This window comes from Microbispora sp. H10830 (assembly GCF_014161375.1).
GTDB lineage: Bacteria > Actinomycetota > Actinomycetes > Streptosporangiales > Streptosporangiaceae > Microbispora > Microbispora catharanthi.
Genome location: NZ_JABBWX010000008.1, coordinates 237,192 through 262,021, shown reverse-complemented (window position 1 = coordinate 262,021; position 24,830 = coordinate 237,192). Strand labels below are relative to the sequence as shown.

Sequence of the window (24,830 nt, the reverse complement as noted above, 5' to 3'; positions counted from 1 at the left end):
GTCACGCCCCCAGGTCGCGGGCGACCGTGTCGAGCCGGTCCGCGAGCTCGCCGAGCCGCCGGTCGTCCACCGGGCCGTCTCCCAGCAGGCTCTCCAGGTCGCGCCTGCCGGCGATCACGAGGCCCTCGGCGCGCGACTCCGGCACGACCTCGCACCGCCCGCCCACCAGCACCAGCGTCGCGTCGGGCAACGGCGACTCCAGCAGCGCCCGGACCTCGTCCCGGCCGACGACACTCATGACATCTCCTTCCGGCCCCGATCGACCCCCTCCGCCTACCCCTGCGACCTGGCCGTACACGCTCGCGCTCACGGCGCGTCGGTGGGCAGCAGCGTGCCGAGGGGCCCCAGGTCGAGGTTGAGGTCGGACGGTGAGAGGTCGAACCGCTCGCACAACTCGGTCATGGCCTCCTCCAGGCGCATCAGCGTCAGGCCGAGCGTCTCGACCTGCTCGTCGGACAGGTCGCCCTGGTCCATCCGCCGGATGGCCTGCCGTTCCACGAGCTGGCGCACCAGCTCGACGAGCGTCAGCACGAGACGGCTCAGGTCACGCCGCACCGCCTCCGGGTCGGTGTTCAGCCGCCAGGGGCTGCCCCTCCCGGCTTCCGCGCCCCGCTCCCACTGGTCCTGCTCCCACCGATCCGGGCCGCCCGCCTCGGTCTCCACGCCCAGCCGCCAGGGCCCTGCCGCGGTGTCCCACGGAGCGCTCCTGGCCTCACCACCGGTCATCCCCACTCTCCCTCCTGCCGCGGGCGAGATCGTCCGGCCCGCCCCTCGCGTACGGCTCGCCGAGCGGGTCGAACGGCTCGGTGCCGCGTACGGAGCCGAGCAGCGCCCGCAGGGAGATACGGACGAGGTCGATGTCGGCGATCGACAGCACGATGTCGCCGGTGATCACCACACCGCCCGCGAGCAGCCGGTCGAGCAGGTCGACGAGCGCCACGCGCTCGGGCGGCAGGCGGCCCTCGGCGGCGAGGGCGGCGCCCCGCGGCCGCTCCGGCAGGTACGCCGGGGTCCCGCCGGGCGTCATCGCACGCCCCCGGCACGGCCCGCCCCGAGGTCGATCGAGGTGAAGGAGTAGGGCGCCCACGGGCCGGTGAGCTCGACGTCGAGGAACCGGTCGCGGTAGCCGCCGAGCACCGCGGCGAACTCCTCCTCGCGGGCCGGATCCACCAGGTAGGCACCGTTGAGCACCATCGACTCGCTCCGCCCGGACAACTGGGGGTCCTGCGGGCGGTGGCGGCGGCTCGCCACGGCGATTTGCCCCAGCTCGGCGTGCAGGTGCTCGGCCCGCTCGGCCGCCGCGCGCCACAGGTCCTCCCTGCCGCGCAGGCTCTCCTTCTTCCGGCGCAGGTACGCCATGCCGGGGCTGTCGCCACCGGCCGCGGTGGCGGCCGCGGGCGAAGGAGAGGGGGGTGGCGTGTCCCGGCGCAGGTAGGCCTTGACGCCCCACTCCCGCCGTCCCGCGACATGCGACAGGATCTCCGCGAAGTCGTCGTGCCGCCGGTCGAGGAGGTCGCGGACCTGCTCCTCTCCGGTGTAGACGGTCACGAGACGCACAGGGGCGGTCGGCCCGGCCGCCGCCAGCGCCTCGACGACCCGGTGATGGGCGCGGGCGACTCCCTCCACCCAGTCGAGGTCCTCCAGCGAGCGGCGCAGCGGTTCCTCGCCGAACCGGTCGAGGGGCACGTCGCCGATGTGGGCCACGAGCCCGCCGCAGGACACGGTCCGCACCACGCCGTCCATGACGCCGTGCAGGTCACGAGGGGGCTCTCCGCCGGACGTCACCGCGTACAGGTAGACCCCCTGGCCGGAACCGCCAGGGGTGGCGGTCTCACGGGCCTCACGCTGGGCGTCAGGGGCGTGGGGCTCCTGCGCCTGCTGCGGCGGGGCGGCGGGAGCGGCGGGGCGGTTCTCGCCTACGGCGGGCCGGTTCTCGCTCAGGGCAGGGTGGTTCTCGCTCAGGGCAGGGTGGTTCTCGCTCAGGGCAGGGTGGTTCTCACTCACGGCCGGGCTCCGTTCCGCCGAGGCGGCCGAGCCGCCGGGCGCGGGCCTCGGCTTGGCGGTCGCCCCGCCGCTCACCCATGCGTTCACCTTGGCGCCGGCCCGTGCGTTCTTCCGCGCGCTCGCCCGGTCGCTCGCCCGGTCGCTCGTGCGCGCGCTCGCCCGGTTCGAGTTCCGTCCGTTCCTCCCAGGCGAGCAGGCGCTCCTCGACCGCGCTCAGGCGCTCGCGGAGCCGGCGGTTCTCCTCGACCAGTTCGCGATCCCTGCCGCTGAGCCACGGGTCGCGCTCCCACCAGTCGATGCCGATCTCCCGCGCGGTGTCGACCGAGGCGATGACCAGCCGCAGCTTGATGGTCAGCAGCTCGATCTCCAGCAGGTTCACCCGGATGTCGCCCGCGATCACGATGCCCCGGTCGAGCACGCGTTCCAGGATGTCGCCCAGGTTGGTCGACTCCCGGCCCATGACGGCCGGCGGCGCGTACGACGACTCGCGCAGGATGGGACGCGAGCGGGGATCGGTCATAGCCCACCGCCGTAGGCGCCCGTGCCGCGCCGGTAGGTCCGGGTGCGCCGATAGGACATGAGATTGCCCTCGTCGTCCATCTGGCACTCGTAGATCGACAGCATGTCGCCGGTGGACGGGATCCTGCGGTCCTCGATGACCTCGACGTCCACCAGCCAGCCGTTCTCCACGGGTTCCACCGACGTGACCCCCTCCGTGTCCTTGGAGGTCAGATCCGCGATGTAGCGCAGGCCGAGCCGTCCGGCGGACACCGCGTTCAGCGCGGCCCGCCGCCGGCGCGGCTCGGCGGCGCGGTCATCCCGGCGCTCACTCCTGCGCTCGTCCTCGTCTTCGCCCTCGGACTCGTCGTACGGCCCGTCCTCCTCGACGGGCATGCCCGAGGAGGCCCGCCGCCCGTACGGCGCGGCGTCCTCGTCGTAACGGGCTCTCCGCCGGGGAGGCATGGGACGATCACCCCCTCCGCGGGCCGCTCATGAGCCTCAGGATCTCCTCCACGGCCTGGGCCTCCTCCTCTTCGGAGATCTGGCCCGAGCGTCTGGCCTCCTCGATGGCCTCCAGCCGCCGCCGGACCGCCGCCGGATCCCTCAGCTCATGCTCGACCTGCTGCTGGATCAGCTCGCCCAGCCGGATGACGCCGTGGACCGGGGCGAGCGGCCAGGTGAACAGCATGCTGATCAGTCCCACGGCAGCCTCCCCTCACGAGTCAGGTGGTGACGAAGTCGTACGGCGCCATCGGCCCGAGCAACCGGACCTCGACCCGGTCTCCCCACTCGGAGCGCAGCTCTCCGACGACGCGTTCGAAGTCGGCCTGGCGGTCGTTCTCCACGAGGAACGCGACGTGCGCGGCGTCCCGCTCGTGGCTGGGGTCCCGGACCACCGCGCCGGCGGTGCAGGGCTCGAAGCGTTCGACGACCGCCCGGGTGTCGGCCTCGCGCTTGGCCGCGATGATCTGCGTGATCAGCTCGCCGAGACGGATCCGTTCGTTGCGTGTCACCTCTTCCGGCAACTGCCTGATCCGGTCGCGCAACTGCCTGGCCTCGGCGTTCTCTGTCAGCACCTCGACCAGCACCGGCTGCTCGGCGTACCGCGCCTTGAGGACGAACTGGGCCCGGCCTTCGATCTGCTTCAGCGCGGCCGCGAACGAGTCGTGGTGCGGGGCCAGCAGCTCCTCCACGACCGCCTCCGGCGTGGTCATCACGGCGCCGAACCGCAGGGGGAGCACGGGGACCTCGGCCGCGGCCTCGTCGAGCAGTTGCTCGTGGGCGACCAGGTCCTGGGCGCGGCCGAGGGGGCGGTCCACGTCGACGTCGCTCACCAGAGCGGCGATCTCACCGTGCCTGATGATCTTGATCCGGCCGGGAGGATCGCCCACCCCGACGGCGTCCTCGCTGATCTCGACGTCCTCGGGGAGGATGCCATAGACGTAGCACGCCGTGTCGCGCTGCGGGGCCTCGGCCCGGTCGCCCGCCCCGGACTGCCTCGTGGAGCCCGTCATCTCAGTCCTCCTCCCTTCGACGCCTGCGGGTACGCGGGGCGGGTTCCTCCTCCGCGTAGTTCGCCAAGAGGTCCTGCAGCTTCTCTCCGGCCGCCTCGATGACGCCCTGGGCCACGCCCTTGGACTTGCCGCGGGCGATGCTCTGGGGCGCGCTCGACAGGAGGTCGGGCAGCCCCTGCTGCTGGGACGCCAGGTCCAGCCGGTTCACCGCCTCGGCGAATCGGAGATAGGTGTCGACGCTCGCGACGACCACACGCACGTCGATGGTCAGGATTTCGATGCCGACCAGTGAGACCCGTACGTAGGCGTCGATCACGAGGCCCTTGTCCAGGATCGTGTCAATGACGTCGGCCAGGCCCGATCCCGACGACCGGCCCGGCAATCCGCCGCCACCCGCCGGTGGAACGGCTACCGTCATGCGCTTCCCCTCCTCGATTCCATGTCGTGTTTCCGATCACTCGCTCCGCCCGCGCCACCCCGGCGTCACCACGCCGTGTTCGCTATTCCGTGCTTGCTATTCCGTGCTTGCTATTCGGGGGGACGGCGGCGCCGGACCAGGGGACGGCGGCGCGTCGGCCGCTCCTCGGCCTCGCCCGCCTCCTCGGTCTCCTCGCCCCTGCGGGCCTGCTCGCCCCTCCGGGGCTGTTCGCCCTCGCCCCGCTCGGCCTCCGCCTCGCGCCGCCTGGCCGGCGCCCGCGTGCCGCGCTCCTCGGACTCTTCCCCGCGCCTGCGGGTGACCGGCGGCCTGGCGCGTCCGCCCGTCTGGGCGCCTGCGTAGGCGGGCCTGCGCGCCCGCTCGGGCTCCTCTTCTTCTTCCTCCTCCTCCTCTTCCTCCTCGTACGGCTCCTCCTCGAACTCCTCGGGCTCCTGGGCCTCCTCGGCTTCCTCGCGCTCCTCGGGAGCCTCTTCCTCGGCCTCCTCGGGGGCCTCCTCGCCCCGCTCGCGGCCCTCGCGTTCGCGCTCCTCGCGCAGCGCCGTCTCGTGGTCCTTGACGACCTCGCTGTCGCGGATCTCGCCCCGCCAGCCCTCGATCTCGTCGGGACGCAGCAGGGCGTTGGTCATGACGTGCCGTCTGAAGTGCTTGAACTCGAGCCGGACCCGGCGGCCCTGGGCCCGCCACAGGTTGCCGAGACGCTCGAACAACCCCTGCGGGTGATACTCGACGACGAGCAGGACCCGGGTCAGTTCGGGAGTGATCTCGTGGAAGGTCACCGAGCCGTCCGGGAAGCCCTTCGGCCCCTGCGACCGCCAGATGATCCTGCTGTCGGGGACCTGCTCGACGATCGTCGACTCCCACGTGCGGTGGGACCAGAAGACCTGGGCCTTCCACCCGAGCTTCTCGTCGGACTTCTGTTCGACGGTCTCGACCTTCTTCATGAAGCTCGGGAAGTCTTCGAACTGCGTCCACTGGTTGTAGACCAGGCGGAGCGGCGCGCCGACGTCGAGCGACTCGACGATGTTGGTGACCTTGAGCTTCTTGCCCTTGCGGCCCTTGCCTCCGCCGCCGCCCCCGCCGAACAGGCCCTTGATCTTCTCCTTGCCGTACGCCATGAGGGCCGCGCGTACGGGGTGGCCGCCTCCGCCGTCCTCGGTGAGAGCGCTGGTGAGAGCGCCGAGCAGGCCGCCTCCGCCCGTCGCGCCGAGCCGGTCGGCCGCCGACTTGAGCAGGTCCCGGGCATTCCGGCCGCGGGTGAGGCCGCCGAGCAGCCCGCCGAGCGCCTCGCGTCCGCCGCCCTCTTTCCCCGTGAGCGCGCTGAGCAGCCCGGAGCCGCCGTGCTCCACGTAGTCGGTGAGACGGCCGGCCAGACCGTCGATCCTCTCGGCGACCCGGGACAACGCGCGCTCGGCCACGGCCGTGGCGAGGTTCTGGAACTCCTGCCCGAGCCGTTGCGTGGGCAGCGCCCCTTCGTCCGGAGCCCGTGCGCCCTGTGCTCGCTCCGTCTGGGCCCGCGTCTGTTCGGTCATCGGTCTCACCTCCTCCGCAGCACCGGACGGGTGGGACGGATCCGGGGTCGGCGCCGCTCCTCGGGTTCAGGCTCCTCTGCCTCCTCCTCGTACGGCTCCTCCTCGTACTCCTCTTCCTCCTCGTAGCCCTTTTCGCGCTCAGGCTCGCGCTGCTGCGGGCGGCGGCGGGGCACCCGGCGGCGGCCCTCCTCCGGACGCTCCTTCGCCTCTTCCTCTTCTTCCTCCTCCTCCGCGGCCCGGCCCCGGCCCTTGGGTTGCCGGAGCGCCTCGGCGCGTTCGTGCAGCTTGTCGCTCAGGTTGTCGATCTGGCGGCTGGTGGCGCGCATGGCGGCCGCCTTGCCGATGTCCAGCAGGTCGCCGCGTACGCGCTCGGTGATCTTGCCGAGGTCGGGGGCGGCGCCGCCGAGGATCTTGGGGACCTGTTCGAGGAGGGCTCCCGCGGCTCCCTCTCCCTTGAGGCGGGCGGCGAGGATGGCCAGCGCGAGCACCAGCGCCAGGCGCAGCTTGTGGTGCCGGCCGAGGTAGTAGCCCGCGATGACAGCCAGGGCCACCTTCAGTCCGTCTTTCATGATCGCGCCTCCTACTGGCCGCCCCCCGAAGCGCCGTTCCGGCCATCCGCCCGTCTGGCCGTACGGCGCTGCGATCCGACTGAACGGTATGAATGCCCTAGACAGGCACAGAAAAACGCGATCTCGTACATACCGGGCAGTTTTGGTCGGACTTGATCCCTTTCTTAGGGCTGTCCGTTCTGACCCCCGCCGGGCTCGCCGGTCTTGGCGTGTTGGAGGGATTCCGATGACCCAAACTCGTCCGACCTCGGATGATTACTGAGTGCAAACCGGGTATCACGGGCGTGTATCGGCGGTAAGCGGTACCTACCGCGCGCGTGAAGCGGGGGAGTCACATGACCGAGACCAGAACGTCGACCGCGACCGTCGAGCCGGCCCACGGGCGGTCCCTCGGGACGCAGGGCGGCTCCGGCCTGGTGACGGAGCGAGGCCGCACCACGATCGCCGACGAGGTGGTCGCCAAGATCGCCGGCATGGCGGCCCGCGAGATCGACGGTGTCCACGACTTCGGCACCGGCACGGCCCGCGCGTTCGGCGCGATCAGGGGCGCGCTCGGCGGGGAGGACGGCGTCACCCGGGGCATGTCGGTGGAGGTCGGCGAGCGGCAGGCCGCCGTGGACATCCACCTCATCGTCGAGTACGGCGTCGCGATCCCCGACCTCGCGCAGGCCGTGCGGAGCCATGTGATCCGCGCGGTGGAACGCATGTGCGGGCTGGAGGTCACCGAGGTCAACATCGCGGTCGACGACGTCCACCTGCCGAGGCAACAGGAGCCGCAGACGCCCGCGGACGGGGAGCCGCGGGTCCAATGAGCGCCGTCCCGGAGAACGCGGGGGCGGAAGGCGGCGGCCGGCGGGTCGCGGTGCCCGAGCGGGCGGGGCCCGGCTCCCCGGGTGGCCCGCCGCCGGAGCGGGATGCCGGAACGGGGCGAGAAGGCGAGGAGCGCGAGGTTTCCGCCCGCCGGATCGCGGACCGCGTGCTGTCGTGTCCGGACGTCGCCGATCTGTCCCGGGGACCGTTCGGCGTGGTCGCGACGTACCTGCCCGGTGGTCTCGTCCCGGGCGTCGCCATACGGGACGACGTGATCGAGGTCGACATCGTCGCCCGCTACGGCAGGCCGCTGCCGGAGATCGCCGACCTGGTCCGGGACGCGATCGGCGGCCTGGCGGGCGGCCGCAAGGTGGATGTGACGATCGCCGACGTGGTCACAGACGACGGCGGAAGGAAGGAATGATCATGCAAGGCTATCCGCTCTGGGGTCTCGCGGGCCTGCTGTTCGGCACGGTGCTGGGGGTGGTCGGGGCCTTCGGCGGCCTCAGCGCGTTCATCATCGTCCTGGTCCTCGGCATCGTCGGGTTCCTCGTCGGCCTGGTGCTCGAAGGCGGCGTACACCTGCCGCAGATGCACCCGAGACGACAATGAGCGAGCCCGCGGCACACGGGACGACGACGATCTCGGACCGCGCCTTCGCGAAGATCGCCGAGCAACTGGCGAGCGAGGACGAGCACGTGACCGGCCCGCCCCACGTCTCGGCGTCGGTGTGCGGGGCGGTCGCGGCGGTCCACTGCGATCTGGCCGTGCGTTATCCGGCGCCGGTGCCGCGGCTGGCCGCGAAGATTCGCGAGCACGTCCGGCGGCGGCTGCGTGAGCTGACGGGCATCGCCGTGGAGAACGTGGACATCGAGGTCGTGGAGCTGGTGCCCGAGCGGAGGTCCGGGCGGAAGCCCGAGCGGAGGGGTGGCGATGAGCGAAGGCCGAGGCCTGTCTGAAAGGGTGCCGCGCTTCGTCCCGATGCGGGGGTTCGGGGACGGGGGAGCCCGCCGGGCCTTCCGGCCCAGCCGGGGGCTGCCGGCCGCGGTCGCCGCGCTGGCGCTGCTGGGGATCGGAGGCCTCACCGCCGTCCACGTGGTCTCCGCGCTGCTGGGACTCCCCGTCAAGCTCGTGCCGTACGACCAGTGGGCCCGATGGGCGAGCACCACGGCCTGGGACGACGGCCGGGTCCTCGCGGTGGCTTCCGCGCTGGCCCTGATCGGCCTGGTGCTGATCCTGATCGCGGCCGTCCCCGGCCGGGGGCGGATGGTCGCGCTGCGCACCGGGGACCCCGACCTGATGGTCGGCCTGCCGCGCCGCGCGCTGGCGCGGGCGCTGAGGAGCAGGGCGAACGAGGTGGACGGCGTGCGCGAGGCCGGAGCGCGGATGTACGGCTGGCACGCGGACGTGTCGGTCCGGACGGACCTGCGCGACACGGCAGCGCTCGGGGAGCGCGTGCGGGCGGCCGTCGAGGACGAACTGGCCCGGCTCGCCCCCGCCCACCACGTCTCGCTGCACCTGCGCGTCCACGGCCCGTCCTAGGCGAAGGAGGCAGCACCGTGAAGACGAGATCGGGCAAGGGCAACCGGGCGGGCCTGGCGCTGTCCGGCCTGGTTCTGCTGGCCGCGGGCGGCCTCGCGCTCGCGCGGGCGCTGGGCGCCTTCGGCGATGCCGCCGTGCGGGAGCCGGTGGTGGACGCCGGGGCAAGGAATCTCGCGGCGACGGCGCCGTGGTTCTGGCCGGTCGTGGCCGCCATCGGATTCGTGATCGGGCTCATCGGGCTGGCCTGGCTGCTGGCGCTGCTGCGGGTCGACCGGCCGCGGCGGCTGCGCCTGGAGTCGGGTACGTCCGGGGTCACCGAGGTCGACGCGCATCCCGCGAGCGAGGCCCTGGCCGAGCAGGTCAGCGCTTATCCGGACGTGCGCAGGGCGCACGCCGTGCTGCGCGGCCCGTCCGACGACCCGCACCTCGACCTCGGCGTCTCCGCCGTGGAACCGGCCGACCTCGGGGCACTGGTCACCCGGTTGCACGACGAGGCCGTCCCCGACCTGCGCACCACGCTCGGCCTGCACCGCCTCCCGGCGATGGTCCGGCTCGACATCACCGGAGGCCGCCGCACCCGCGCGGTCCACTGAGCGAGCCCGCGGCGGTGGGCGGCACACCTGGTATGCCGCCCTCCGCGGTCGTCACAGGTCGTTCTTGGTGCTACAGCTCACGAGGAAGGCACTTTGGCCCAGGCCCTGATAGGGGGAGGAGAGCTCCACCTTGAAGTAGCCGTTCTCCGACACGCTCGTGCTGTATCGGGTGGTTATGGTCTTCTCCTGTGCCCCGGTCGAGGTGAAGACGGCGCTCCCGGCGCCGAGGTAGACCCACTGGTTGCGGGTCTGGTTGCTCTTGCGATACCAGCGGTAGTCGACGGTGGAGGGGCCGTCGGCCACGGCGAGCTTCGCGGTGAGCGTGAGCTCGGCGGGCGCGCCGGGCCCGCACACCTCATTCTCGTCCGTGCGCTGCTTGCTGATGTCGGACACGGTCGGCTTGACGCAGACCGTGTCGAACGAGGCGGCCTGAGTGTCGGCGACGCCGGCCGGCTCGACGATCCTGAGGCGCATCGTGCCCCTGAGGCTCGTCGTGCGGAAGAAGACGTTGCTGACCGTCTTGGTGCCGGGCGCGTCGAACGTCACGGAGACGGGGTTGGGATCGGGCCAGGGCTGGTTCTCCGGGTTGATCCAGACGTACTTCACGGTGGTCGGCGCGGAGACCGTGATCTTCGCCGAAACCTCGTGCGCCAGGCCGGACTGCGTCTCGTTGCACGGGCCGGTGTAGGCGGCCGGGGTGACCTGCATCTGCGACGCGATCACCTCCGGTTCGGTGCAGACGGTGTCGAAGGACGCGGCCTCGGTCTCCGCGCCGCCGAGCTCGTCGGCGAGCTTCAGGCGCATCGTGCCTTTGAGGCTGGTCGTGCGGTAGAAGGCGTTGATGACCGTCTTGCTGCCCGGCGCGTCGAAGGTCACCGAACCCGCGGTCCAGAAACCGTAGTCGGCCATCCACGAATAGTTGACGGTCATGGGCTTGCTGACCGTGATGGTCGCCGAGACGATGTGCTCCAGGCCGTACGGCCCCACTTGGCACGAGCCGGTGTAGGTGGAGGGAGTGACCTTCATGTCCGACGCGGTGACGTACGGGTTCGCCGTCGCGGCGGCGCTGGGCGTTGGGGTTGCCGTGACCGCCGCCTGTGCGGTCGTCTGCTGCGCGGGCACGGCGAGCAGCAGCCCCGCCAGCAGCACACCGGCCGTTCCGAGCCTGCGGAGAAACGCTGAGCGTCTCACATGACATCCCTTCTGATCGGAAGGCGCTCATGATCTCCGGCCGGAATGGGAGTCAACTTGCGGATCACTGCAAGGGCGGGTCAGCCGGACAGGACCTCGGCGAGAACGGCGGCCTGGCTGTGCTCGACGTCCCTGGTCGCGGTGAGCAGGGTCAGGGGGCCGCTCTCCATGAGCCGGCGCAGCCGGTCGAGGACGGCCTGCCGCTCGGGATCGTCGAGCTCGGCGAGGTAGCGGCTGCGGAACTCGGCGAACCTCTCGGGGACGTGGCCGTACCAGGAACGCAGGGCGCCGGACGGCGCGACGTCCTTGGCCCATTCGTCCAGGTGAGCGGCCTCCTTGGTGAGGCCGCGCGGCCACACCCTGTCGACCAGCACCCGTGTGCCGTCCCCGGGCGCGGGATCCTCGTACACGCGGCGGACCGTGACGGACATCGCCCCCACCTCCTCCTCCAGGCATACTCCCCGGCCGACGGCGGCGCACGCCGGTGTCCGGGAGCCGGACAGCACGTGTGACTGAAAGTTTCACTTTCCGTAAGGACGTTGTCGCTGGTCGGGGTTTCGTCCAAGTTGTCGATCAAATCCGCCCATGTCGCCCGTACTCGTCCCATGTCTATGGTCCGGGACATGAGGATGCGAATGATCACGGCGAGCCTCGCCATGCTCGGCTCGGTCGCCGCGTCGCTCGTCGTCGGTCAGGCGGCGCACGCGGACACGACGATCTGCGAGAAGTACGGCAGCACCACCATTCAGGGCGGCAAGTACGTCGTCATGAACAACGTGTGGGGGAGCAGCGCCCCGCAGTGCATCAACGTCACGAACACCGGCTTCACGGTGACGCAGGCGGGGCACAACAACACGGGCGGCACCCCGGCGGCGTACCCGGCCATCTACGCCGGCTGCCACTACGCCAACTGCTCCAGCGGCAGCGGCCTGCCCCTCCAGGCGAGCAACAGCCAGTTCAACACGGTCCAGACCAGCGTCAGCATGAGCTATCCCGGCTCGGGCGTCTACGACGCGGCGTACGACATCTGGTTCGACCCGACGCCTCGCAAGGACGGCCAGAACACCGGCGCCGAGATCATGGTGTGGCTCAACCACACCGGCTCGGTGCAGCCCGTGGGCTCCCGGGTGGGCACGGCGAACATCGCCGGAGGCACCTGGGACGTCTGGGAGGGCAACATCGGCTGGAACGTCATCTCCTACGTCCGCACCTCGCCGACGAACTCGATCAGCTTCGCCGTCCGCTCGTTCTACGACGACGCGGTGAACCGCGGCTACGCCCAGCGGTCGTGGTACCTCACCAGCGTCCAGGCGGGCTTCGAGCCCTGGATCGGCGGCACCGGCCTCGCGGTGAACAACTTCTCCTACAGCATCGGCGGCGTGGTCCAGAGCCCCTCGCCGACGCCCACCGCCAGCCCCACCCAGGGCAACGGCGGCGGCGCCTGCCGGGTGAGCTACAGCAAGAACGAGTGGCAGGGCGGCTTCACCGGCAACGTCACCGTCACCAACACCTCCTCCAGCGCCGTGAACGGCTGGAACGTCGGCTTCTCCTTCCCGAACGGCCAGAAGATCACCGGTTACTGGAGCGCCGACATCACCCAGAGCGGATCGTCGGTGACCGCGAAGAACCTGTCGTACAACGGGTCGATCCCGGCCGGCGGCAACGTCTCGTTCGGCTTCCAGGGCACCTGGAGCGGCTCGAACGGCAACCCCACGGGCTTCACGCTGAACGGCACCCCCTGTTCGTCCTGACGCCCTGACACCCCCCCAGAAAAACAGGCGCCGCCGGAGGGACGTCCCTCCGGCGGCGCCGTCATGTCATCAGGGGTTGATGTTGATCGCGAAGGTGGACGTCGTGTTCTTGATGTCCTGGTAGTTGTCGCTGAGTTTCAGGTTGTTGAAGGTCACCGACCCGACCGCCGGTCCCTGGTCGGGCTCCGGCAGCTCGTTCGCCCAGAGGCCGAAGCCCGACTTCGCGTCGAACGCGTCGCCGCTCCTGTGCGCCCCGGAGATCGAGATGTTGGTGAAGACGGTGTCCTTGATCGGGTTGACCGGCTGGCCGCCGAGGTACTGGGTCTGGAACATGATCCCCGAGTACGTCGGATCGACGATGTCCACGTTGCTGACCCGGATGCCCTGGAACACCTTCGAGGCGGAGAACAGCCAGATCGCCGGGAAGGTCTGCTGGCCCCAGAAGTGGCCGCCCGCGCGGACGATCGAGATGTTGTCGAACACCGTGGGCGGGCTCGCGCCGAAGCCGTTCATCGGGTAGCCGAAGTCGAGCGAGCTGATCGTGATGCCGGAGTAGGTCAGCGTGTCCGCGATGTAGATGTTCCTGAAGGTGTTCGCGTACCCGCCGTACACCGCGATGCCGGCCGCGCGCCACGGCAGGATCGCGGTCAGGTTCTCGTAGACGTTGTTCTTCTCGTCGGCGCCTCCCGCGTCGATGGCCGAGAACAGCGCGAAGCTGTCGTCGCCGGTCGTCCTCGCCTCGTCGTTCGAGACCAGGTTGTCGGTGCTGCCGTTGGTCATGTTGACGCCGTCGGCGAACGTGTCACGGATCCGCGAGTTCTTGATCGTGATGTTGTCGGTGTTCGCACCCCAGTACATGCAGACCTGGTGCTCGACCCAGACGTTGTCGATCGTCATGTTGGCGACGTTCTGCCAGTCGAACACCTTGCCCGGCCCGTCGATGCGGCTGGTGTAGTTGCCGAAGTAGGCGAACCCGGAGAACGTCGAGCCGTTGGCCGACGACTCCGCCCGGAAGCCGACGTCGGTGTTCTCCTGGTTGGAGGGCGCGTAGAACCGGGTGAACCACGGCCCGGCGCCGACCACCTTGACCGCCTTGCCGTAGATCTGGAACTTGCCCGACGTCTGGTAGTCGCCCGGCGGCAGGTAGACGCCCACGAGCTTGCCCGTGGTGTCCATCCGCACCTTGTCGAGCGCGTTCTGCACGTCCTGGTGGGCGAACCCGGCCGGGACCGCGTACGTCGCGGGGTCGGGGTTGGGGATCGCCGACGCCTGCTCCAGGTTCACGAAGTCGATCGCGTACGTGGAGGTGTTGGCGGCGTCCTTCTGCAGCCGGATCTTGCTGCCCTTCGGGACGGTCGTCCCGAGCAGGATGTTGGCCTCGTCGTAGATGTGCCGCGGGGCGCCCGCGCCCGGCGAGTTGCCCGGGCCCGCCTCCGGGCCGTACAGCCACGCGTACTTCGAGGTCAGGTTGACCGCCTTGAGGAAGCCGCCGTTGACGTAGACGTTGAGCGTGGCGTCGGTGCCGCCGCCGCCCGCCGCGTCGGGGATGGAGAAGCGGGTGACCAGGGTGTTCGTGTCGGCCCTGGTCGTCCACTCCACGTAGCTGCCGGTGGTGGTGAGCCGGACGGCCTTGCGGCCGGACGCCTCGCCGGCCAGGTCGCCGATGGCCCGGTTCGGGCCGACCACCGTCGCGCCGCCGCCGGTCACGCCGTCCTCGGCCTCGTACATGTCGTACGGCATGTTCGCGCCGCGTCCGACGAAGAACGGCAGCGTGGAGGTGTTGTTGGCCTGCTTGACCGGCAGCTCGCCGGCGTCGGCGGCGAGCACGGTCTTCACCGTGTATCTGCCGTTGGCGGCCGTCCACGTGCCCAGGTTGACCGGGCCTGTGGTGGACCCGGCCGCGATCGCGCCGCTGTAGGAGCCGGTCAGCGTCTTGACCACGGTGCCCGAGTCGTTGGTGATCGTGAGGGTGATGCCGTGGGCGCCGCCCGCCGAGGCGACCGTGCCCTGGTTCTTGATCGCCACGGTGAACGTCACCGTGCTGCCGCCCGCCGGGTTGCCGGGCGACCAGCTCACCGGGGAGGCCACCAGGTCGGAGCTGTCCACCGGCTTCACGACCAGCGGGGAGGAGGCGGTGAAGGCGTTGTTGGTCTCGTTCTGCTCGATCACCGCGTTCGACTCGTCGACCTTGGCGCTCAGCGGGTAGCTGCCCGCGTCGCGCTGGCCGATGTTCGCCGTCACGGTGGCCGAGGCGCCGGCCGCGAGCGCGCCGACCGAGGCGGTGCCTGCCTTGGTCCCGCCCAGGTAGAAGTTCACGGTGGTGGCGCCGGAGCCGAGGCTGCCCGCGTTGCGCACCGTCGCCGACAGCGTGACGGCGTCGGTCTCGACCGGGGACGCGGGGGAGGCCGACAGCGCGGTGACGGTCAGGTCGGGGTTGGGCGCCGGTGAGCCGATCACCTGGAACTCGGCGACCTGCCCGGCCGGGGCGCCGGAGTTGGCGGTGAACCTGAGCTGCACGTCGGCGACCGTGCCGGAGACCGGAATCGTCACCGTGTTGCCGGTCGCCGGGTTGAAGGTGTAGGTCGCCGCGCTGGTCAGGTTGGTGAATCCCGACGCGCTCTGCTCACGGCCCAGCACCTGGATCGTCTGCGTACGGGTGGACCAGGCGGCGTCGGGGTTGAGCTTGAGCACGACCGAGCTCACGACCGCGTTGGCCCCGAGCTGGACGGTCAGCGTCTGCGGGTAGGAGCCGCCCACGCCCTCCCAGTAGGTCGCCACGTCGTTGTCGTTCGCGTTCGCGGCGACGTACGTGAACGTGGAGGAGGAGGCGGTGATCGGCTTGCCGACGGCCATGTTCGAGCCGCCGCCCGACCCGTTGCGCGTGACGGTGTTGCTGTTGATCGACTCGTTGCCGGCCGCGTCCTTGGCCCGCACGTAGTAGGACACGGTGGCGCTGGTGGGCTGGGTGTCGGTGTAGGTCGTGGTGTTTCCTGCGACGCTGCCGCGCAGCACGTTGTTCGCGTAGACGTCGTAGCCGGTGACGCCGACGTTGTCGGTGGAGGCGGTCCAGGTGAGCTTGACCTGCCCCGGCGTGGTCTCGGTGTAGGCGAGGTCGCCGGGCGCGGTCGGGGCCTGGGTGTCACCGGTCGAGCCCTTTCGGGTGACCGTGTCGCTGTTGGCCGACTCGTTGCCGGCCGCGTCCTTGGCCCGCACGTAGTAGGACACGGTGGCGCTGGTGGGCTGGGTGTCGGTGTAGGTCGTGGTGTTTCCGGCGACGCTGGTGCGCAGCACCCCGTTGGCGTAGACGTCGTAGCCGGTGACGCCGACGTTGTCGGTGGAGGCCGACCAGGTGAGCCTGATCTGGCCGGCGCCGGGCTCGGTGTAGGCGAGGTTCGAGGGCGCGGTCGGGGCCTGGGTGTCACCGGTGGGCGCCGGGCCGTACACCTCGAACTCGGAGATCTGCGCGGCCGGCCAGGCGGTGTTGGCGGTGACGTTGATCCGGACGTACCGGACGTTGGCGGTGGAGAAGCCGATCGTGACCGCGTTGCCGCTGGCGGGGTCGAAGGCGCGGCCCGCCGAGGCGGCGAGAGTGGAGAAGTTCGTGCCGTCGGTGCCGCCCTGCACGGCCAGCGTCTCGGTGCGGGCCTCCCAGGTGGGCGGGAGCTTCAGCACCACCGTGTTCACGGCGGTCGAGGCGCCGAGGTCCACCTGGAGCCATTGGGGGAAGGCGTTGTTGGCGCTCTCCCAGTAGGTGGCCTGGTTGCCGTCGTTGGCGTTGCCCGCGCCGTACACGTCGGCGTGCGCGCTCTCCTTCATGGTCTTGCCGAGCGCGAGGTTGCCGGAGGCGGTGGCCGCGCCGTACACCTCGATCTCGGACAGCTGCGCCGCGGGCCAGCCCGTGTTGGCGGTGACGTTGATCCGGACGTACCGGGTCGTGGTCGCGGTGAAGCCGATCGTCACCGCGTTGCCCGAGCCGGGGGCGAAGGAACGGCCGGCCGAGCTCACGATCGTGCCGAAGGAGGACCCGTCGGTGCTGCCCTGCACCGACAGCGTCTGGGTGCGGGCCTCCCACGTCGCCGGCAGCTTGAGCACGACCTGGTCGATGCTCGTCGCGCTGCCGAGGTCGATCTGTGCCCACTGCGGGAAGGCGTTGTTCGAGCTCTCCCAGTAGGTGCCCTGGTTGCCGTCGTTGAGGTTGCCCGCGACGTACGGGCTGTTGCTGCTGCTCGTGGTCACGGTGCGGCCGGCGGCGAGGTTGGGGCCGCCGGCGGCGGAGGCGGGGATGAGAGGCGCGGCCACGGCGAGCAGGCAGGCCGCGGCCACCACAGCGATCAAGCGCAATAACGGGACATGCGTTTTCGACATTTGCGTTCCTCTGTCCGGCAGGAACCGACCGGCGGGTCATCCGATCCGCGGTCGTGGGGGGATTTCGAAGATCGGGGCTCGCTGGGGTCGCGGCGGCGACCGGTTGCCCACTGCCGTGGCCGACATCACCTCGTGTCCTTTCATGCGAAAGGTGACGGTGGCGGGGCGCACGGACGCAGTGCTTCCTGCCGGAACTTGCGGAGAACCGCAAAGTCTCGATTTAGAGCTGCAAATTTCTTACATTACGTTGCCCAGATGTTACATAGGGGCCACCATGCCGTCAATGGGTCGGAACAGCCGGGTGGAAGGTGACAGGTCTGTCCCGTCCCCAAGCCGGGCCCACCTGGGGATACTTCAAGTGGGCGCCGGTCAGGAACCGGTCCTGCGCCCGCCCGCGGGTCCCCCAACTCGCGAAAGGAACCCGGCAGAGGAGCCCTCATGTTTCTGCCCCCCAAGCGCTCGCTCGCGGCGTTGGCCGTGCCGCTGGTGAGCCTGCTGGCGGCCCCGGCCGCCGCGACACCCGCCCCGTCGTACGCGGCCGTTCACGCGGCCCCGCGCGTGGCGACCCTGGTCGACGTGCGCGCCTCGCACCAGCCCGGACTCGACCGGGTCGTCTTCGAGTTCCGCGGGCCGCTCCCGGCACGGCGGGGCGCCGGCTACGTGTCCCGGCTGATCGCCGACGGCTCGGGCCGCACGGTCCCGGTGGCCGGTGACGCGATCCTCGGGCTGCGCTTCGGCGGCGCGACCGGCCACGACGACAACGGGCGCCCCACCTACGGGCCCGCCCGCGAGACCTTCGCGCTGCCCGGCGTGATCCAGGTCGTCAACGCGGGCGACTTCGAGGCGCAGCTCACGTTCGGCGTCGGCCTGAGCAGGAAGGCGTCCTACCGCGTCTACACCCTCACGCATCCGAGCCGGGTGGTCGTGGACATCAAGACGCCCTACCGGACGGTGCCGGTGCGGACGTACTTCCTCGACTCCCGGGCGTACGCGGCGGGGCGGCGGCCGTACACGGCGGCGGTGTCGCGGCCGGTGGCGCCGCCGTCCACGGCGCGCGGCGCCCTCCAGCGGCTGTTCGCCGGACCCACGCGGGCGGAGTACGTCAAGGGGCTGCGCTTTGTCGCCTCGGGCGCCACCGGCGTCCGTTCTGTCGTCGTCCGCGACGGGGTGGCCCATGTGCGGCTCACCGGTTCCCTCGGCAGCGGGGGGTCGGCGTTCACCGTCGCCGACGAGATCACGCCCACGCTCAAGCGGCTTCCCGGCATCCGCTGGGTGAAGATCTACGACGCCCACGGCCGCACCGAACGCCCGAAGGGGCACTCCGACTCCGTTCCGGAGAGCCTGGAACCATGACGACCAGAGGGCCGGGCTCGTGGGCGAGCCCGGCCCTCGAGTCCGAGCCGGTGTCCCGGGACCGCCGCTCGCCGGCTTCCCCTTCACCGGATGCGCCTGCGCGCCCCGCCGGCACTACGAGAGTGGACGACGTACGTCGCCGCCCTGCCCGCGCGCCGCGACCAGTGTCCTTCGACGGCCTCTTCCGCTGAAACTTTCGGGCATCACCGTCTTTGTATACGGCGCTCCATTTTCTGCTGGTAATTCTCGTATTTGTCATCCGGTATTGACCCGAGACGGGTCAATTCGTAGGGTACGTCAGCAGAAAGTTAGGGGATTGTTTCGAAAAGTTTCGACTTGTGGAGCACTCCCGGCTTGTGCATCTGGACGTCCGACCACGTACCCCCGACCGGAGGACCTTCCTCATGCTGCACAGATTCGCCGCGGCCCTCGCCGCGGCCGGGCTCGTCACCGCGCTCGCGGCGGCCCCCGCCTCCGCCCACCCCGACCGGCACCACGACAAGACCCTGGGTGAGCTGGCCGCCGCCTCGCACCGCTACCTCGGCTCGGCCACCGACAACCCCGAGTTCTCCGACGCGGCGTACCTCAAGATCCTCGGCAGTGAGTTCAACTCCACCACCGCGGGCAACGCGCTCAAGTGGTATGCCACCGAGCCGCAGCAGGGGGTGTTCGACTTCACCCAGGGTGACCAGGTGCTCGACTTCGCCCGCAAGCACCACATGTCCTTCCGGGCGCACACGCTGGTCTGGCACAACCAGCTCCCCGACTGGCTGACCAACGGCACCTTCACCGCCGACCAGCTCCGCGCGATCCTCAAGAACCACATCCTCACAGAGGCCCGCCACTACCGGGGCAAGGTCTACTCGTGGGACGTCGTCAACGAGGCGTTCAACGAGGACGGCACCTACCGCGACACGATCTTCTACCGGACACTCGGTCCCGGCTACATCGCCGACGCCCTGCGCTGGGCGCGCCAGGCCGACCCACACGCCAAGCTCTACCTGAACGACTACAACCTCGAGGCGATCGGGCCGAAGAGCGACGCGTACTACAACCTCGTGAAGCAGCTCAAGGCCCAGGGCGTGCCGATCGACGGCGTCGGTTTCCAGGGACACCTCGCGCTGCAGTACGGCTATCCGGACACGCTCCAGCAGAACCTGCAGCGCTTCGCCGACCTCGGCGTGGACGTGGCCATCACCGAGCTGGACATCCGCATGTACGTGCCGGCCGACGAGGCCAAGCTCGCGACCCAGGCCGACTGGTACTCCAAGGTGACCAAGGCGTGCCTCGCCGTCCGCCGCTGTGTCGGCATCACGATCTGGGACTACACCGACAAGTACTCCTGGATCCCCGCCGTCTTCCAGGGTGAGGGCGCGGCCCTGCCGTACGACGAGAACCTCCAGCCCAAGCCGGCCTACAACGCGATCCGCGACGCCCTGCGCGGCGCCGGAAGGCACTGACCCTCCCCATGACGGTGCCCGCGCCCATCGGGGGCCGGGCACCGTCTCGCCTTTCCGAGAAGGCATGAGGGAGCGATCGCCGGGACGAGGCGTCGGCACATCGAGCCGCAATCCACATGCGTGACCGATTTATTTGACGGGATGACGAGGGGCGAGGATCTAGGTCAAGATTGCTTTGTCCGTCGGTCGGCTGATGGAGGTAGAGGCGTGCGCGTTGCACGAGTGACGGTAGCGTTTCTCCTGATCGGCTGGGTCGTTTCGGGTTGCGGCACCGGCCCCACCCTCCAGGCCGCCTCCACCGAGCTTCAGAAAGACCTACAACGCCTGCAGACCGACAGTCTTTTGAAGAAGCCGTACAGCAAGCTGCGGATCGTGGAGCGCCCCGACAGGGATCTTCCCTGTGACAAAGGCAAGTTTCAGCGGGTGCTACGGGTAACCGCAGACTACGAACGTGAAGACTCAGACGTGGACAGTCACCTTGACCAGGCTGAGCGGGTGATGGAGAACACTCTCTCCTCATTTCTCCAGTACAAGATGACCTATGACTTGTCGCAGTTGGACTGGAGGGACGCGCGATTGATCGAAGGCAGGAAGGATGTTCCCGGCATCACTGTCAAGGTGATCGTGGTGCCCGAGTCGCCAACCTGGCGGTTGGTCGCCAAGACCGACTGCCTGCCAAAGTCCTAGGGTCAGCCCCAAGTGCGGATGAGTTCCTTGGCCAGCTCGCTGGTCTGCGCGCGTGAGGACCTCTCGATCTGTTTGTCGAGGGCTTCGTTGCTGTCCATCCATCGTTCGTATGGGGTCAGCTTCGTGCGCAGGACACTCTCCCAGCTTTTTCCAGTATGGATCGCCTCCTGCTTGGCCTCAATCATAAATTCGTCGAATGTTTTGAGGCGGCCGGTTTTCGTGCTGATCAGCTCGGCCGGTGGCTTACTTGCCGGGTAACCTGCGTCATACAGCAGGTATGCCATGTCGTACTTCTGCCGGAGAGTGGTATTCGCCCGAGCTTCGGTCAGCGCCTGGACGCGGGTTTCGAAACCGGCGGCCCAGTTGTCCAGCAATTTGCTCACACCGTAAGTTTTCGTCAGCGTCCAGCCTGTCTCGATGAGAGTGCCCGCTATCGGAATCTGGTCGATGCCCAGACCCATGGTGTTCTTGGTGAGATCCCGAATCAGGCTGTCCGTGGCGTCCTTCTCGCCGCGAACCTCGAGCGCCGCCTTGAACTCGAGCCCGCCGAGATCGCCGAACATCTGCGAGGCACGTTCAAGATGACCGCTCTTTCCATTGGCTTCCAGCCGAGCTGCGTTCGTCAGGATGTCGTAGCGGAAGAGGGCCGCGGTCTTGTCGAAGTCGTCGGTGAGCCGCTCCTCTCCGGCGAACGTCTGGAGGAAGCGGTAGGTGTCTCCCGGGCTCAAGTAGAACGCGGGGGTGACGCCGGGAATCGGCAGCCACTCGTCGGGCCGGGGCCTGCCGGAGGTCCGGTAGGCGGCCTTGTCGAAGCGGGCGCCGGAGGCGAGTTCGTGGATGTACGACGTGGCGATCGAGGCCATGGAGTCCCGGGCGGAGCTCGGGAGATCCTTGCCGAAGGAGCCGGCCGCCAGGATCGCGTCCAGGGCGAACGCGGCGGCCTCCCCCGAGTGCTTGCCCGGCTTCTCCGTCGTGGTCTCGCTGCCCGCCTCCATCACCCTGCCGAAGGCATCAGCGACCTGATCACCCGAGGCGACGGATGTGCTGTAGTCCAGGAACCGCTTCATCTTTTCGAGCTGGGTGAGCTTGACCCCGTCACCGCCCATTTGAGCGAAGGCGGCGCGTGCGGCCTTGCCGTCCCCCACGAGGACTTCCAGCGCGAGGGCGACGGTGTCGGGGGAGTAGCCGTACGTCCTGGTCTCGTCGAGTCCGGCGCCGGTCCGGTCCTGGCGGGGGTTCTTCACGAAGTCGTCCAGAGCGAGTGCGCGGGCGGCGGCCACGCGGACGTCCGTCGGAGCTTTCGCTCCGACAAGCAGTGCGAGCCGGTTCCACGCCACGCTCCGGTTCGCCGGTTTGCTCACCAGCTCGGCCTTCACCTTCTCCATCGCCGGGACTCCGGGGGCGCGTAGCGCGGCGCCGAGGGCGGCGCTGAAGGCGGACAGATCCTGCTTGGCCGTCGGGCTGCCGGTGTTCATGAGCAGGTTGGGCAGTGCGTCGCGCACCTTCGCCGGCAGCGTGGCGAAGAACGCCGCGGCCGCGGCGGGGTCCTTGGCCAGCGCGGCGATCTCCTTGATGTGCTGGTGGGCGAGCTCACCCTTGGTCTCGACGCTCGTGGCGGGGTTGGTGAAGATGTCGGCGCCGTACATGAGGCCCAGGCCGCGGCCGGCCGCGAAGCTGTCCAGCGCGTCGGGCAGCCGGGCGAAGGTGTGGTCGCCGGTCCCGTTCAACGCCTTGATCAGCTCGGCCCGCTCGGACAATGTGGGGGCCTGGCTTCTGCCCCAGTCGGCGATGGCGGCGATCTGCGCGAGTGGTGTGGTGCTCACTCCGTTCGCCCGGAAGAGCCCCTCGAAGTCGGCGGCGAAGGAGGTGAGCCGGTCGGACGCCCGGCGCAGGTCGGCCGCCATGGCGTTCATCGCCGCCGGGTCGATGCCGCAGAAGTCGCCGCTGGGGGTCGTCATCGTGTTCTTCCTCCCGTGGCCGCCGGGGTCAGGGGCGTCCGGTCAGCTGACGGCGGATGAGCTCGGCCTGGGAACGGGTCACCATCGCCGGGTGCCGGTGCAGTTCCTCCTCGATCGCGTGGGTCATCTGCCGTACGAGCTGCGCCAGGCGGTGATGCCGGTCCGCGACCTCGGTAGTCCATTTCGTGGCGGTCGGTCCCGTCCAGACCTTGCCCGACTGCATCGACGCGTAGACGCGCTGGTATGCCTGCCCGACCTCCTGTGATCGGTTGTGCACCTCTTTGAGAAGTTCCACCAGCTGTGCGTGGCGAGGGTTGGGCACCATCTCTTCCGCCACGCCGCCCCCCGCTGCCGCCCGCCCCCGAGCCATGTTCGATGTCAAAGGTAGACATCGCCCTAAAGCGCGGCAACCCCGAAATAGCTCGGTATTTCGAGAGCGAAGCGTTTCCGGATTTGACTGACGCTTTTCTGCCTCGCAAGGCGAAAACGTCCTCCCGCGTGGGAACTTATCCCCGCCTCGCTCACGTCGCCAGTGGGAAGAATCAACTACTTGGAGCAACAACCGGTACCCGCACCCGCACCCGCCCCCGCCTGCGGCCTTTTCGATCGTGTCGACCGCGTGAGTGCCCGGCTACGTACGTATTCCCGGCTGGTAATCGGGCCGTAACGAAGAGTGGCGATCATCGTGGGCGATGAGGTCATGCACACGCGGGAGGAAAGCGCTATGGCGTCCATCTTCGATCAGGTCGGTGGTTCGGACGCGGTCGCGGCCGTGGTCGACGAGTTCTACACGCGGGTCGTCGCCGATCCGATGCTGCGGGGCTACTTCGCGGGCGTCGACATGGCCAAGCTCAAGGCACACCAGCGCAGCTTCGTCGCCGCCGCGCTCGGTGGTCCCCAGGAATACCGGGGCAAGTCGATGGACGAGGCGCACGCCGGGCTCGGCATCACGGCGGAGGAGTTCGAGCATGTGGTCTCCCACCTGGTCGGGGCGTTGGAGTCGTGCGGCGTCGACACCGAGACGATCGGCTCCATCGCCGGAGCCCTGGCGCCACTGAAGGAGCAGATCGTGCAGAGCGCCGTCGCGGCCTGAGCGGTCGCCGGTGGGCGTGCCCGGTCCGTCCACCCGATGAGACGGACCTTGACCCTTAACCGGTTCACGGATGGACTGGCCGGTGATGGAACCGCGATTTGAGGACGTCGCCGCCCTGGGCGTGGACCCGGCGAGGGCCCGGGTCTACGCGGAGGGCTGGCAGTCCTGGAGCGTCACCGCCGCCCTTCCCCTGGCCGAGACGCCCTATCGGGTGACCCTGCCGAACTCGCTGGTCATCGACTGCCACTACGGCTCCGCCCCCGACGAGGGCGTGTTCCGGGGCGAGGGGCTGCTGGCCGTCGATCCCGGGGACGGCGGCCCCGTCCACGTCTTCGGTGCCGCAAGTGCCGAGACGGCCGCCTCCCGCGTGCCCGTCATCGAGGCGCGGCCGCGCGGCGGCCAGGTCGTGATCGCGTCGGACGCACCCGTACATCACGTGCGGCATCAGGGCGGGCTGGAGGATGCGCTGGCCCGCTGGGGCGCCGCCTTCGCGGAGGGGGCCGGCGTACGCCCGCGCCCGTCACCCACGGTCTGGTGCTCGTGGTACCAGTACTTCTCCGAGGTCACCCAGGAGGACGTCGCCGAGAACCTCACGACCATGGACGACCTGGCGGTCCCCGTGGACGTCGTGCAGATCGACGACGGCTACCAGGCCGAGCCGGGCGACTGGCTGACGTCCTCGGGCCGCTTCGACGACCTGCCCGGGCTGATCCGGCGCATCCGTGAGCACGGACGGCGGGCCGGGATCTGGATCGCCCCCATGGTCGTGGCAGGCAAGAGCGCCCTCTTCGCCGCGCACCCGGAGTGGCTGGTGACCGATCCCGCGAGCGGCGACCCGGTCTTCGCGGGGGACGTCCTCGGCGACTCCTGCGCCGCGCTCGACCTCACCCACCCCGGCGCGGCCGACTACCTGGCGGACACGCTGCGGACCATGCGCGGCTGGGGCGTCGACTACTTCAAAATCGACTTCGTGTACGCGGGGGCGCTGGAGGGCCGCCGCCACGAGGACGTGACCGGCGTGGAAGCCTACCGTCACGGCCTGCGGCTCATCCGCGAGGCGATCGGTCCCGAGGCGTACCTGCTGGGCTGCGGCGCGCCGATCCTGCCCTCGGTCGGCATGGTCGACGCCATGCGGGTGGGCCCGGACATCGCGGCGTACTGGCAGAACCCGAGCGGGCACCCGTCCGAGCCCAGCCAGGCCAACGCCACCAGGAACACCGTCGCCCGGGCATGGCAGCACGGCAGGTTCTGGATCAACGACCCCGACTGCCTCATGCTCCGGCCGGAGGTCGAACGGCGGGGGGACTGGGCGCGCACCGTCGAGCGGTACGGCGGCCTGCGGGCCTCCAGTGACCGGCTGCGCGGCCTGGACGAGTGGGGGCTGGAGACCACCCGCCGCCTGCTCACCCCCGCCGACCCCACCCCGCTCGTCTGACCCGTGATCGCTCCAGTCCTCGCGAAGCACGGCCGTGCG

General features: G+C 69.9%; 28 protein-coding genes. 12 read left to right on the top strand and 16 right to left on the bottom strand.

The annotated features are described in order from the left end of the window. Position 1: 1 nt before the first annotated feature. The 11 genes from HHX35_RS21885 to HHX35_RS21835 form a co-directional block, all read right to left on the bottom strand. Positions 2-238, bottom strand: a complete 237-nt coding sequence (locus HHX35_RS21885; RefSeq protein WP_139577522.1) for a hypothetical protein — start codon at positions 236-238, stop codon at positions 2-4. Positions 239-306: 68 nt separating this feature from the next. Beyond that, entirely contained in the window at positions 307-726 is a 420-nt protein-coding gene (locus HHX35_RS21880) for a gas vesicle protein K (RefSeq protein WP_182900594.1), read from the bottom strand. Continuing rightward, positions 713-1,027, bottom strand: coding sequence for a gas vesicle protein (locus tag HHX35_RS21875; protein ID WP_182900593.1), 315 nt, complete (start codon positions 1,025-1,027; stop codon positions 713-715). Before HHX35_RS21875 ends, HHX35_RS21880 begins: the two co-directional genes overlap by 14 nt. Continuing rightward, on the bottom strand, positions 1,024-2,004 hold the full coding sequence (locus HHX35_RS21870) for a GvpL/GvpF family gas vesicle protein (protein ID WP_310739211.1): 981 nt from the start codon (positions 2,002-2,004) through the stop codon (positions 1,024-1,026). Before HHX35_RS21870 ends, HHX35_RS21875 begins: the two co-directional genes overlap by 4 nt. Then, complete coding sequence (locus tag HHX35_RS43645) at positions 1,997-2,524, bottom strand: gas vesicle protein (protein ID WP_259405264.1); 528 nt, start codon at positions 2,522-2,524, stop codon at positions 1,997-1,999. Before HHX35_RS43645 ends, HHX35_RS21870 begins: the two co-directional genes overlap by 8 nt. Further along, the gene (gvpO, locus tag HHX35_RS21860) at positions 2,521-2,967 is read right to left on the bottom strand and encodes a gas vesicle protein GvpO (protein ID WP_182900592.1); all 447 of its coding nucleotides are present in this window, start codon (positions 2,965-2,967) and stop codon (positions 2,521-2,523) included. Before gvpO ends, HHX35_RS43645 begins: the two co-directional genes overlap by 4 nt. Positions 2,968-2,974: 7 nt before the next feature. Beyond that, on the bottom strand, positions 2,975-3,208 hold the full coding sequence (locus HHX35_RS21855; RefSeq protein ID WP_142560895.1) for a gas vesicle protein GvpG: 234 nt from the start codon (positions 3,206-3,208) through the stop codon (positions 2,975-2,977). A 19-nt stretch (positions 3,209-3,227) separates the two neighbouring features. After that, positions 3,228-4,019, bottom strand: coding sequence for a GvpL/GvpF family gas vesicle protein (locus HHX35_RS21850; RefSeq protein ID WP_182900591.1), 792 nt, complete (start codon positions 4,017-4,019; stop codon positions 3,228-3,230). A gap of 1 nt (position 4,020) precedes the next feature. After that, positions 4,021-4,437, bottom strand: a complete 417-nt coding sequence (gene gvpJ, locus HHX35_RS21845; protein ID WP_139577517.1) for a gas vesicle protein GvpJ — start codon at positions 4,435-4,437, stop codon at positions 4,021-4,023. A gap of 110 nt (positions 4,438-4,547) precedes the next feature. After that, positions 4,548-5,984 carry an SRPBCC family protein gene (locus HHX35_RS21840; RefSeq protein ID WP_220505717.1) on the bottom strand — a complete coding sequence of 479 codons (1,437 nt, stop codon included), beginning with the start codon at positions 5,982-5,984 and terminating at the stop codon, positions 4,548-4,550. A gap of 5 nt (positions 5,985-5,989) precedes the next feature. Continuing rightward, positions 5,990-6,553 carry a hypothetical protein gene (locus tag HHX35_RS21835; RefSeq protein ID WP_182900590.1) on the bottom strand — a complete coding sequence of 188 codons (564 nt, stop codon included), beginning with the start codon at positions 6,551-6,553 and terminating at the stop codon, positions 5,990-5,992. A 335-nt stretch (positions 6,554-6,888) separates the two neighbouring features. On the opposite strand from HHX35_RS21835, the gene HHX35_RS21830 reads away from it, so the two are divergent. From HHX35_RS21830 to HHX35_RS21805, 6 genes are read left to right on the top strand one after another with little or no spacing between them, the layout of a single operon-like run. Continuing rightward, on the top strand, positions 6,889-7,365 hold the full coding sequence (locus HHX35_RS21830) for an Asp23/Gls24 family envelope stress response protein (protein ID WP_182900589.1): 477 nt from the start codon (positions 6,889-6,891) through the stop codon (positions 7,363-7,365). Further along, positions 7,362-7,787, top strand: a complete 426-nt coding sequence (locus tag HHX35_RS43640) for a hypothetical protein (RefSeq protein ID WP_259405263.1) — start codon at positions 7,362-7,364, stop codon at positions 7,785-7,787. The genes HHX35_RS21830 and HHX35_RS43640 overlap by 4 nt, the downstream gene beginning before the upstream one ends. 2 nt (positions 7,788-7,789) lie before the next feature. Next, positions 7,790-7,975 (top strand): hypothetical protein, encoded by a 186-nt coding sequence (locus HHX35_RS21820; protein ID WP_182900588.1) that lies wholly within the window; start codon positions 7,790-7,792, stop codon positions 7,973-7,975. After that, entirely contained in the window at positions 7,972-8,322 is a 351-nt protein-coding gene (locus HHX35_RS21815) for an Asp23/Gls24 family envelope stress response protein (protein ID WP_182900587.1), read from the top strand. The genes HHX35_RS21820 and HHX35_RS21815 overlap by 4 nt, the downstream gene beginning before the upstream one ends. Then, positions 8,297-8,905 carry a DUF6286 domain-containing protein gene (locus HHX35_RS21810; protein ID WP_182900586.1) on the top strand — a complete coding sequence of 203 codons (609 nt, stop codon included), beginning with the start codon at positions 8,297-8,299 and terminating at the stop codon, positions 8,903-8,905. The genes HHX35_RS21815 and HHX35_RS21810 overlap by 26 nt, the downstream gene beginning before the upstream one ends. A gap of 17 nt (positions 8,906-8,922) precedes the next feature. Continuing rightward, complete coding sequence (locus tag HHX35_RS21805) at positions 8,923-9,498, top strand: alkaline shock response membrane anchor protein AmaP (protein WP_182900585.1); 576 nt, start codon at positions 8,923-8,925, stop codon at positions 9,496-9,498. Positions 9,499-9,549: 51 nt separating this feature from the next. Here HHX35_RS21805 and HHX35_RS21800 read toward each other — a convergent pair whose 3' ends face one another. Both HHX35_RS21800 and HHX35_RS21795 read right to left on the bottom strand, forming a co-directional pair. Then, positions 9,550-10,689, bottom strand: coding sequence for a hypothetical protein (locus HHX35_RS21800; RefSeq protein ID WP_182900584.1), 1,140 nt, complete (start codon positions 10,687-10,689; stop codon positions 9,550-9,552). An 80-nt stretch (positions 10,690-10,769) separates the two neighbouring features. Continuing rightward, positions 10,770-11,120, bottom strand: a complete 351-nt coding sequence (locus HHX35_RS21795) for a DUF488 domain-containing protein (RefSeq protein WP_182900583.1) — start codon at positions 11,118-11,120, stop codon at positions 10,770-10,772. A gap of 192 nt (positions 11,121-11,312) precedes the next feature. On the opposite strand from HHX35_RS21795, the gene HHX35_RS21790 reads away from it, so the two are divergent. Then, positions 11,313-12,440 carry a GH12 family glycosyl hydrolase domain-containing protein gene (locus HHX35_RS21790; RefSeq protein WP_220505716.1) on the top strand — a complete coding sequence of 376 codons (1,128 nt, stop codon included), beginning with the start codon at positions 11,313-11,315 and terminating at the stop codon, positions 12,438-12,440. A 69-nt stretch (positions 12,441-12,509) separates the two neighbouring features. Here the strand turns inward: HHX35_RS21790 and HHX35_RS21785 are convergent, their stop codons facing one another. Then, positions 12,510-16,766 (bottom strand): discoidin domain-containing protein, encoded by a 4,257-nt coding sequence (locus tag HHX35_RS21785; RefSeq protein ID WP_310739228.1) that lies wholly within the window; start codon positions 16,764-16,766, stop codon positions 12,510-12,512. A gap of 477 nt (positions 16,767-17,243) precedes the next feature. Between HHX35_RS21785 and HHX35_RS21780 the strand changes: the two genes are divergently transcribed. The 3 genes from HHX35_RS21780 to HHX35_RS21770 all read left to right on the top strand — a co-directional run bounded on the left by HHX35_RS21780 (position 17,244) and on the right by HHX35_RS21770 (position 20,305). Then, the gene (locus HHX35_RS21780) at positions 17,244-18,158 is read left to right on the top strand and encodes a GerMN domain-containing protein (protein WP_182900581.1); all 915 of its coding nucleotides are present in this window, start codon (positions 17,244-17,246) and stop codon (positions 18,156-18,158) included. 404 nt (positions 18,159-18,562) lie between these two features. Continuing rightward, on the top strand, positions 18,563-19,618 hold the full coding sequence (locus HHX35_RS21775; protein ID WP_182900580.1) for an endo-1,4-beta-xylanase: 1,056 nt from the start codon (positions 18,563-18,565) through the stop codon (positions 19,616-19,618). 207 nt (positions 19,619-19,825) lie between these two features. Beyond that, complete coding sequence (locus HHX35_RS21770; protein WP_182900579.1) at positions 19,826-20,305, top strand: hypothetical protein; 480 nt, start codon at positions 19,826-19,828, stop codon at positions 20,303-20,305. Between the two features lie 2 nt (positions 20,306-20,307). On the opposite strand, the gene HHX35_RS21765 is transcribed toward HHX35_RS21770, so the two are convergent. After that, positions 20,308-22,263, bottom strand: a complete 1,956-nt coding sequence (locus HHX35_RS21765; protein WP_182900578.1) for a hypothetical protein — start codon at positions 22,261-22,263, stop codon at positions 20,308-20,310. Between the two features lie 28 nt (positions 22,264-22,291). Further along, positions 22,292-22,558, bottom strand: coding sequence for a hypothetical protein (locus HHX35_RS21760; RefSeq protein WP_182900577.1), 267 nt, complete (start codon positions 22,556-22,558; stop codon positions 22,292-22,294). Positions 22,559-22,987: 429 nt separating this feature from the next. Between HHX35_RS21760 and HHX35_RS21755 the strand changes: the two genes are divergently transcribed. Beyond that, positions 22,988-23,356, top strand: coding sequence for a group 1 truncated hemoglobin (locus HHX35_RS21755; protein ID WP_182900576.1), 369 nt, complete (start codon positions 22,988-22,990; stop codon positions 23,354-23,356). Positions 23,357-23,441: 85 nt separating this feature from the next. Continuing rightward, on the top strand, positions 23,442-24,791 hold the full coding sequence (locus tag HHX35_RS21750; protein ID WP_182900575.1) for a glycoside hydrolase family 36 protein: 1,350 nt from the start codon (positions 23,442-23,444) through the stop codon (positions 24,789-24,791). The last annotated feature ends 39 nt before the right edge of the window (positions 24,792-24,830 follow it).

Coding starts and splice junctions, on each gene's coding strand:
- HHX35_RS21885 (WP_139577522.1), bottom strand. CDS start 238: ATGAGTGTCGTCGGCCGGGACGAGGTCCGGGCGCTGCTGGAGTCGCCG.
- HHX35_RS21880 (WP_182900594.1), bottom strand. CDS start 726: ATGACCGGTGGTGAGGCCAGGAGCGCTCCGTGGGACACCGCGGCAGGG.
- HHX35_RS21875 (WP_182900593.1), bottom strand. CDS start 1,027: ATGACGCCCGGCGGGACCCCGGCGTACCTGCCGGAGCGGCCGCGGGGC.
- HHX35_RS43645 (WP_259405264.1), bottom strand. CDS start 2,524: ATGACCGATCCCCGCTCGCGTCCCATCCTGCGCGAGTCGTCGTACGCG.
- gvpO (WP_182900592.1), bottom strand. CDS start 2,967: ATGCCTCCCCGGCGGAGAGCCCGTTACGACGAGGACGCCGCGCCGTAC.
- HHX35_RS21850 (WP_182900591.1), bottom strand. CDS start 4,019: ATGACGGGCTCCACGAGGCAGTCCGGGGCGGGCGACCGGGCCGAGGCC.
- gvpJ (WP_139577517.1), bottom strand. CDS start 4,437: ATGACGGTAGCCGTTCCACCGGCGGGTGGCGGCGGATTGCCGGGCCGG.
- HHX35_RS21840 (WP_220505717.1), bottom strand. CDS start 5,984: ATGACCGAACAGACGCGGGCCCAGACGGAGCGAGCACAGGGCGCACGG.
- HHX35_RS21835 (WP_182900590.1), bottom strand. CDS start 6,553: ATGAAAGACGGACTGAAGGTGGCCCTGGCTGTCATCGCGGGCTACTAC.
- HHX35_RS21830 (WP_182900589.1), top strand. CDS start 6,889: ATGACCGAGACCAGAACGTCGACCGCGACCGTCGAGCCGGCCCACGGG.
- HHX35_RS43640 (WP_259405263.1), top strand. CDS start 7,362: ATGAGCGCCGTCCCGGAGAACGCGGGGGCGGAAGGCGGCGGCCGGCGG.
- HHX35_RS21820 (WP_182900588.1), top strand. CDS start 7,790: ATGCAAGGCTATCCGCTCTGGGGTCTCGCGGGCCTGCTGTTCGGCACG.
- HHX35_RS21815 (WP_182900587.1), top strand. CDS start 7,972: ATGAGCGAGCCCGCGGCACACGGGACGACGACGATCTCGGACCGCGCC.
- HHX35_RS21810 (WP_182900586.1), top strand. CDS start 8,297: ATGAGCGAAGGCCGAGGCCTGTCTGAAAGGGTGCCGCGCTTCGTCCCG.
- HHX35_RS21795 (WP_182900583.1), bottom strand. CDS start 11,120: ATGTCCGTCACGGTCCGCCGCGTGTACGAGGATCCCGCGCCCGGGGAC.
- HHX35_RS21790 (WP_220505716.1), top strand. CDS start 11,313: ATGAGGATGCGAATGATCACGGCGAGCCTCGCCATGCTCGGCTCGGTC.
- HHX35_RS21780 (WP_182900581.1), top strand. CDS start 17,244: ATGTTTCTGCCCCCCAAGCGCTCGCTCGCGGCGTTGGCCGTGCCGCTG.
- HHX35_RS21775 (WP_182900580.1), top strand. CDS start 18,563: ATGCTGCACAGATTCGCCGCGGCCCTCGCCGCGGCCGGGCTCGTCACC.
- HHX35_RS21765 (WP_182900578.1), bottom strand. CDS start 22,263: ATGACGACCCCCAGCGGCGACTTCTGCGGCATCGACCCGGCGGCGATG.
- HHX35_RS21755 (WP_182900576.1), top strand. CDS start 22,988: ATGGCGTCCATCTTCGATCAGGTCGGTGGTTCGGACGCGGTCGCGGCC.
- HHX35_RS21750 (WP_182900575.1), top strand. CDS start 23,442: ATGGAACCGCGATTTGAGGACGTCGCCGCCCTGGGCGTGGACCCGGCG.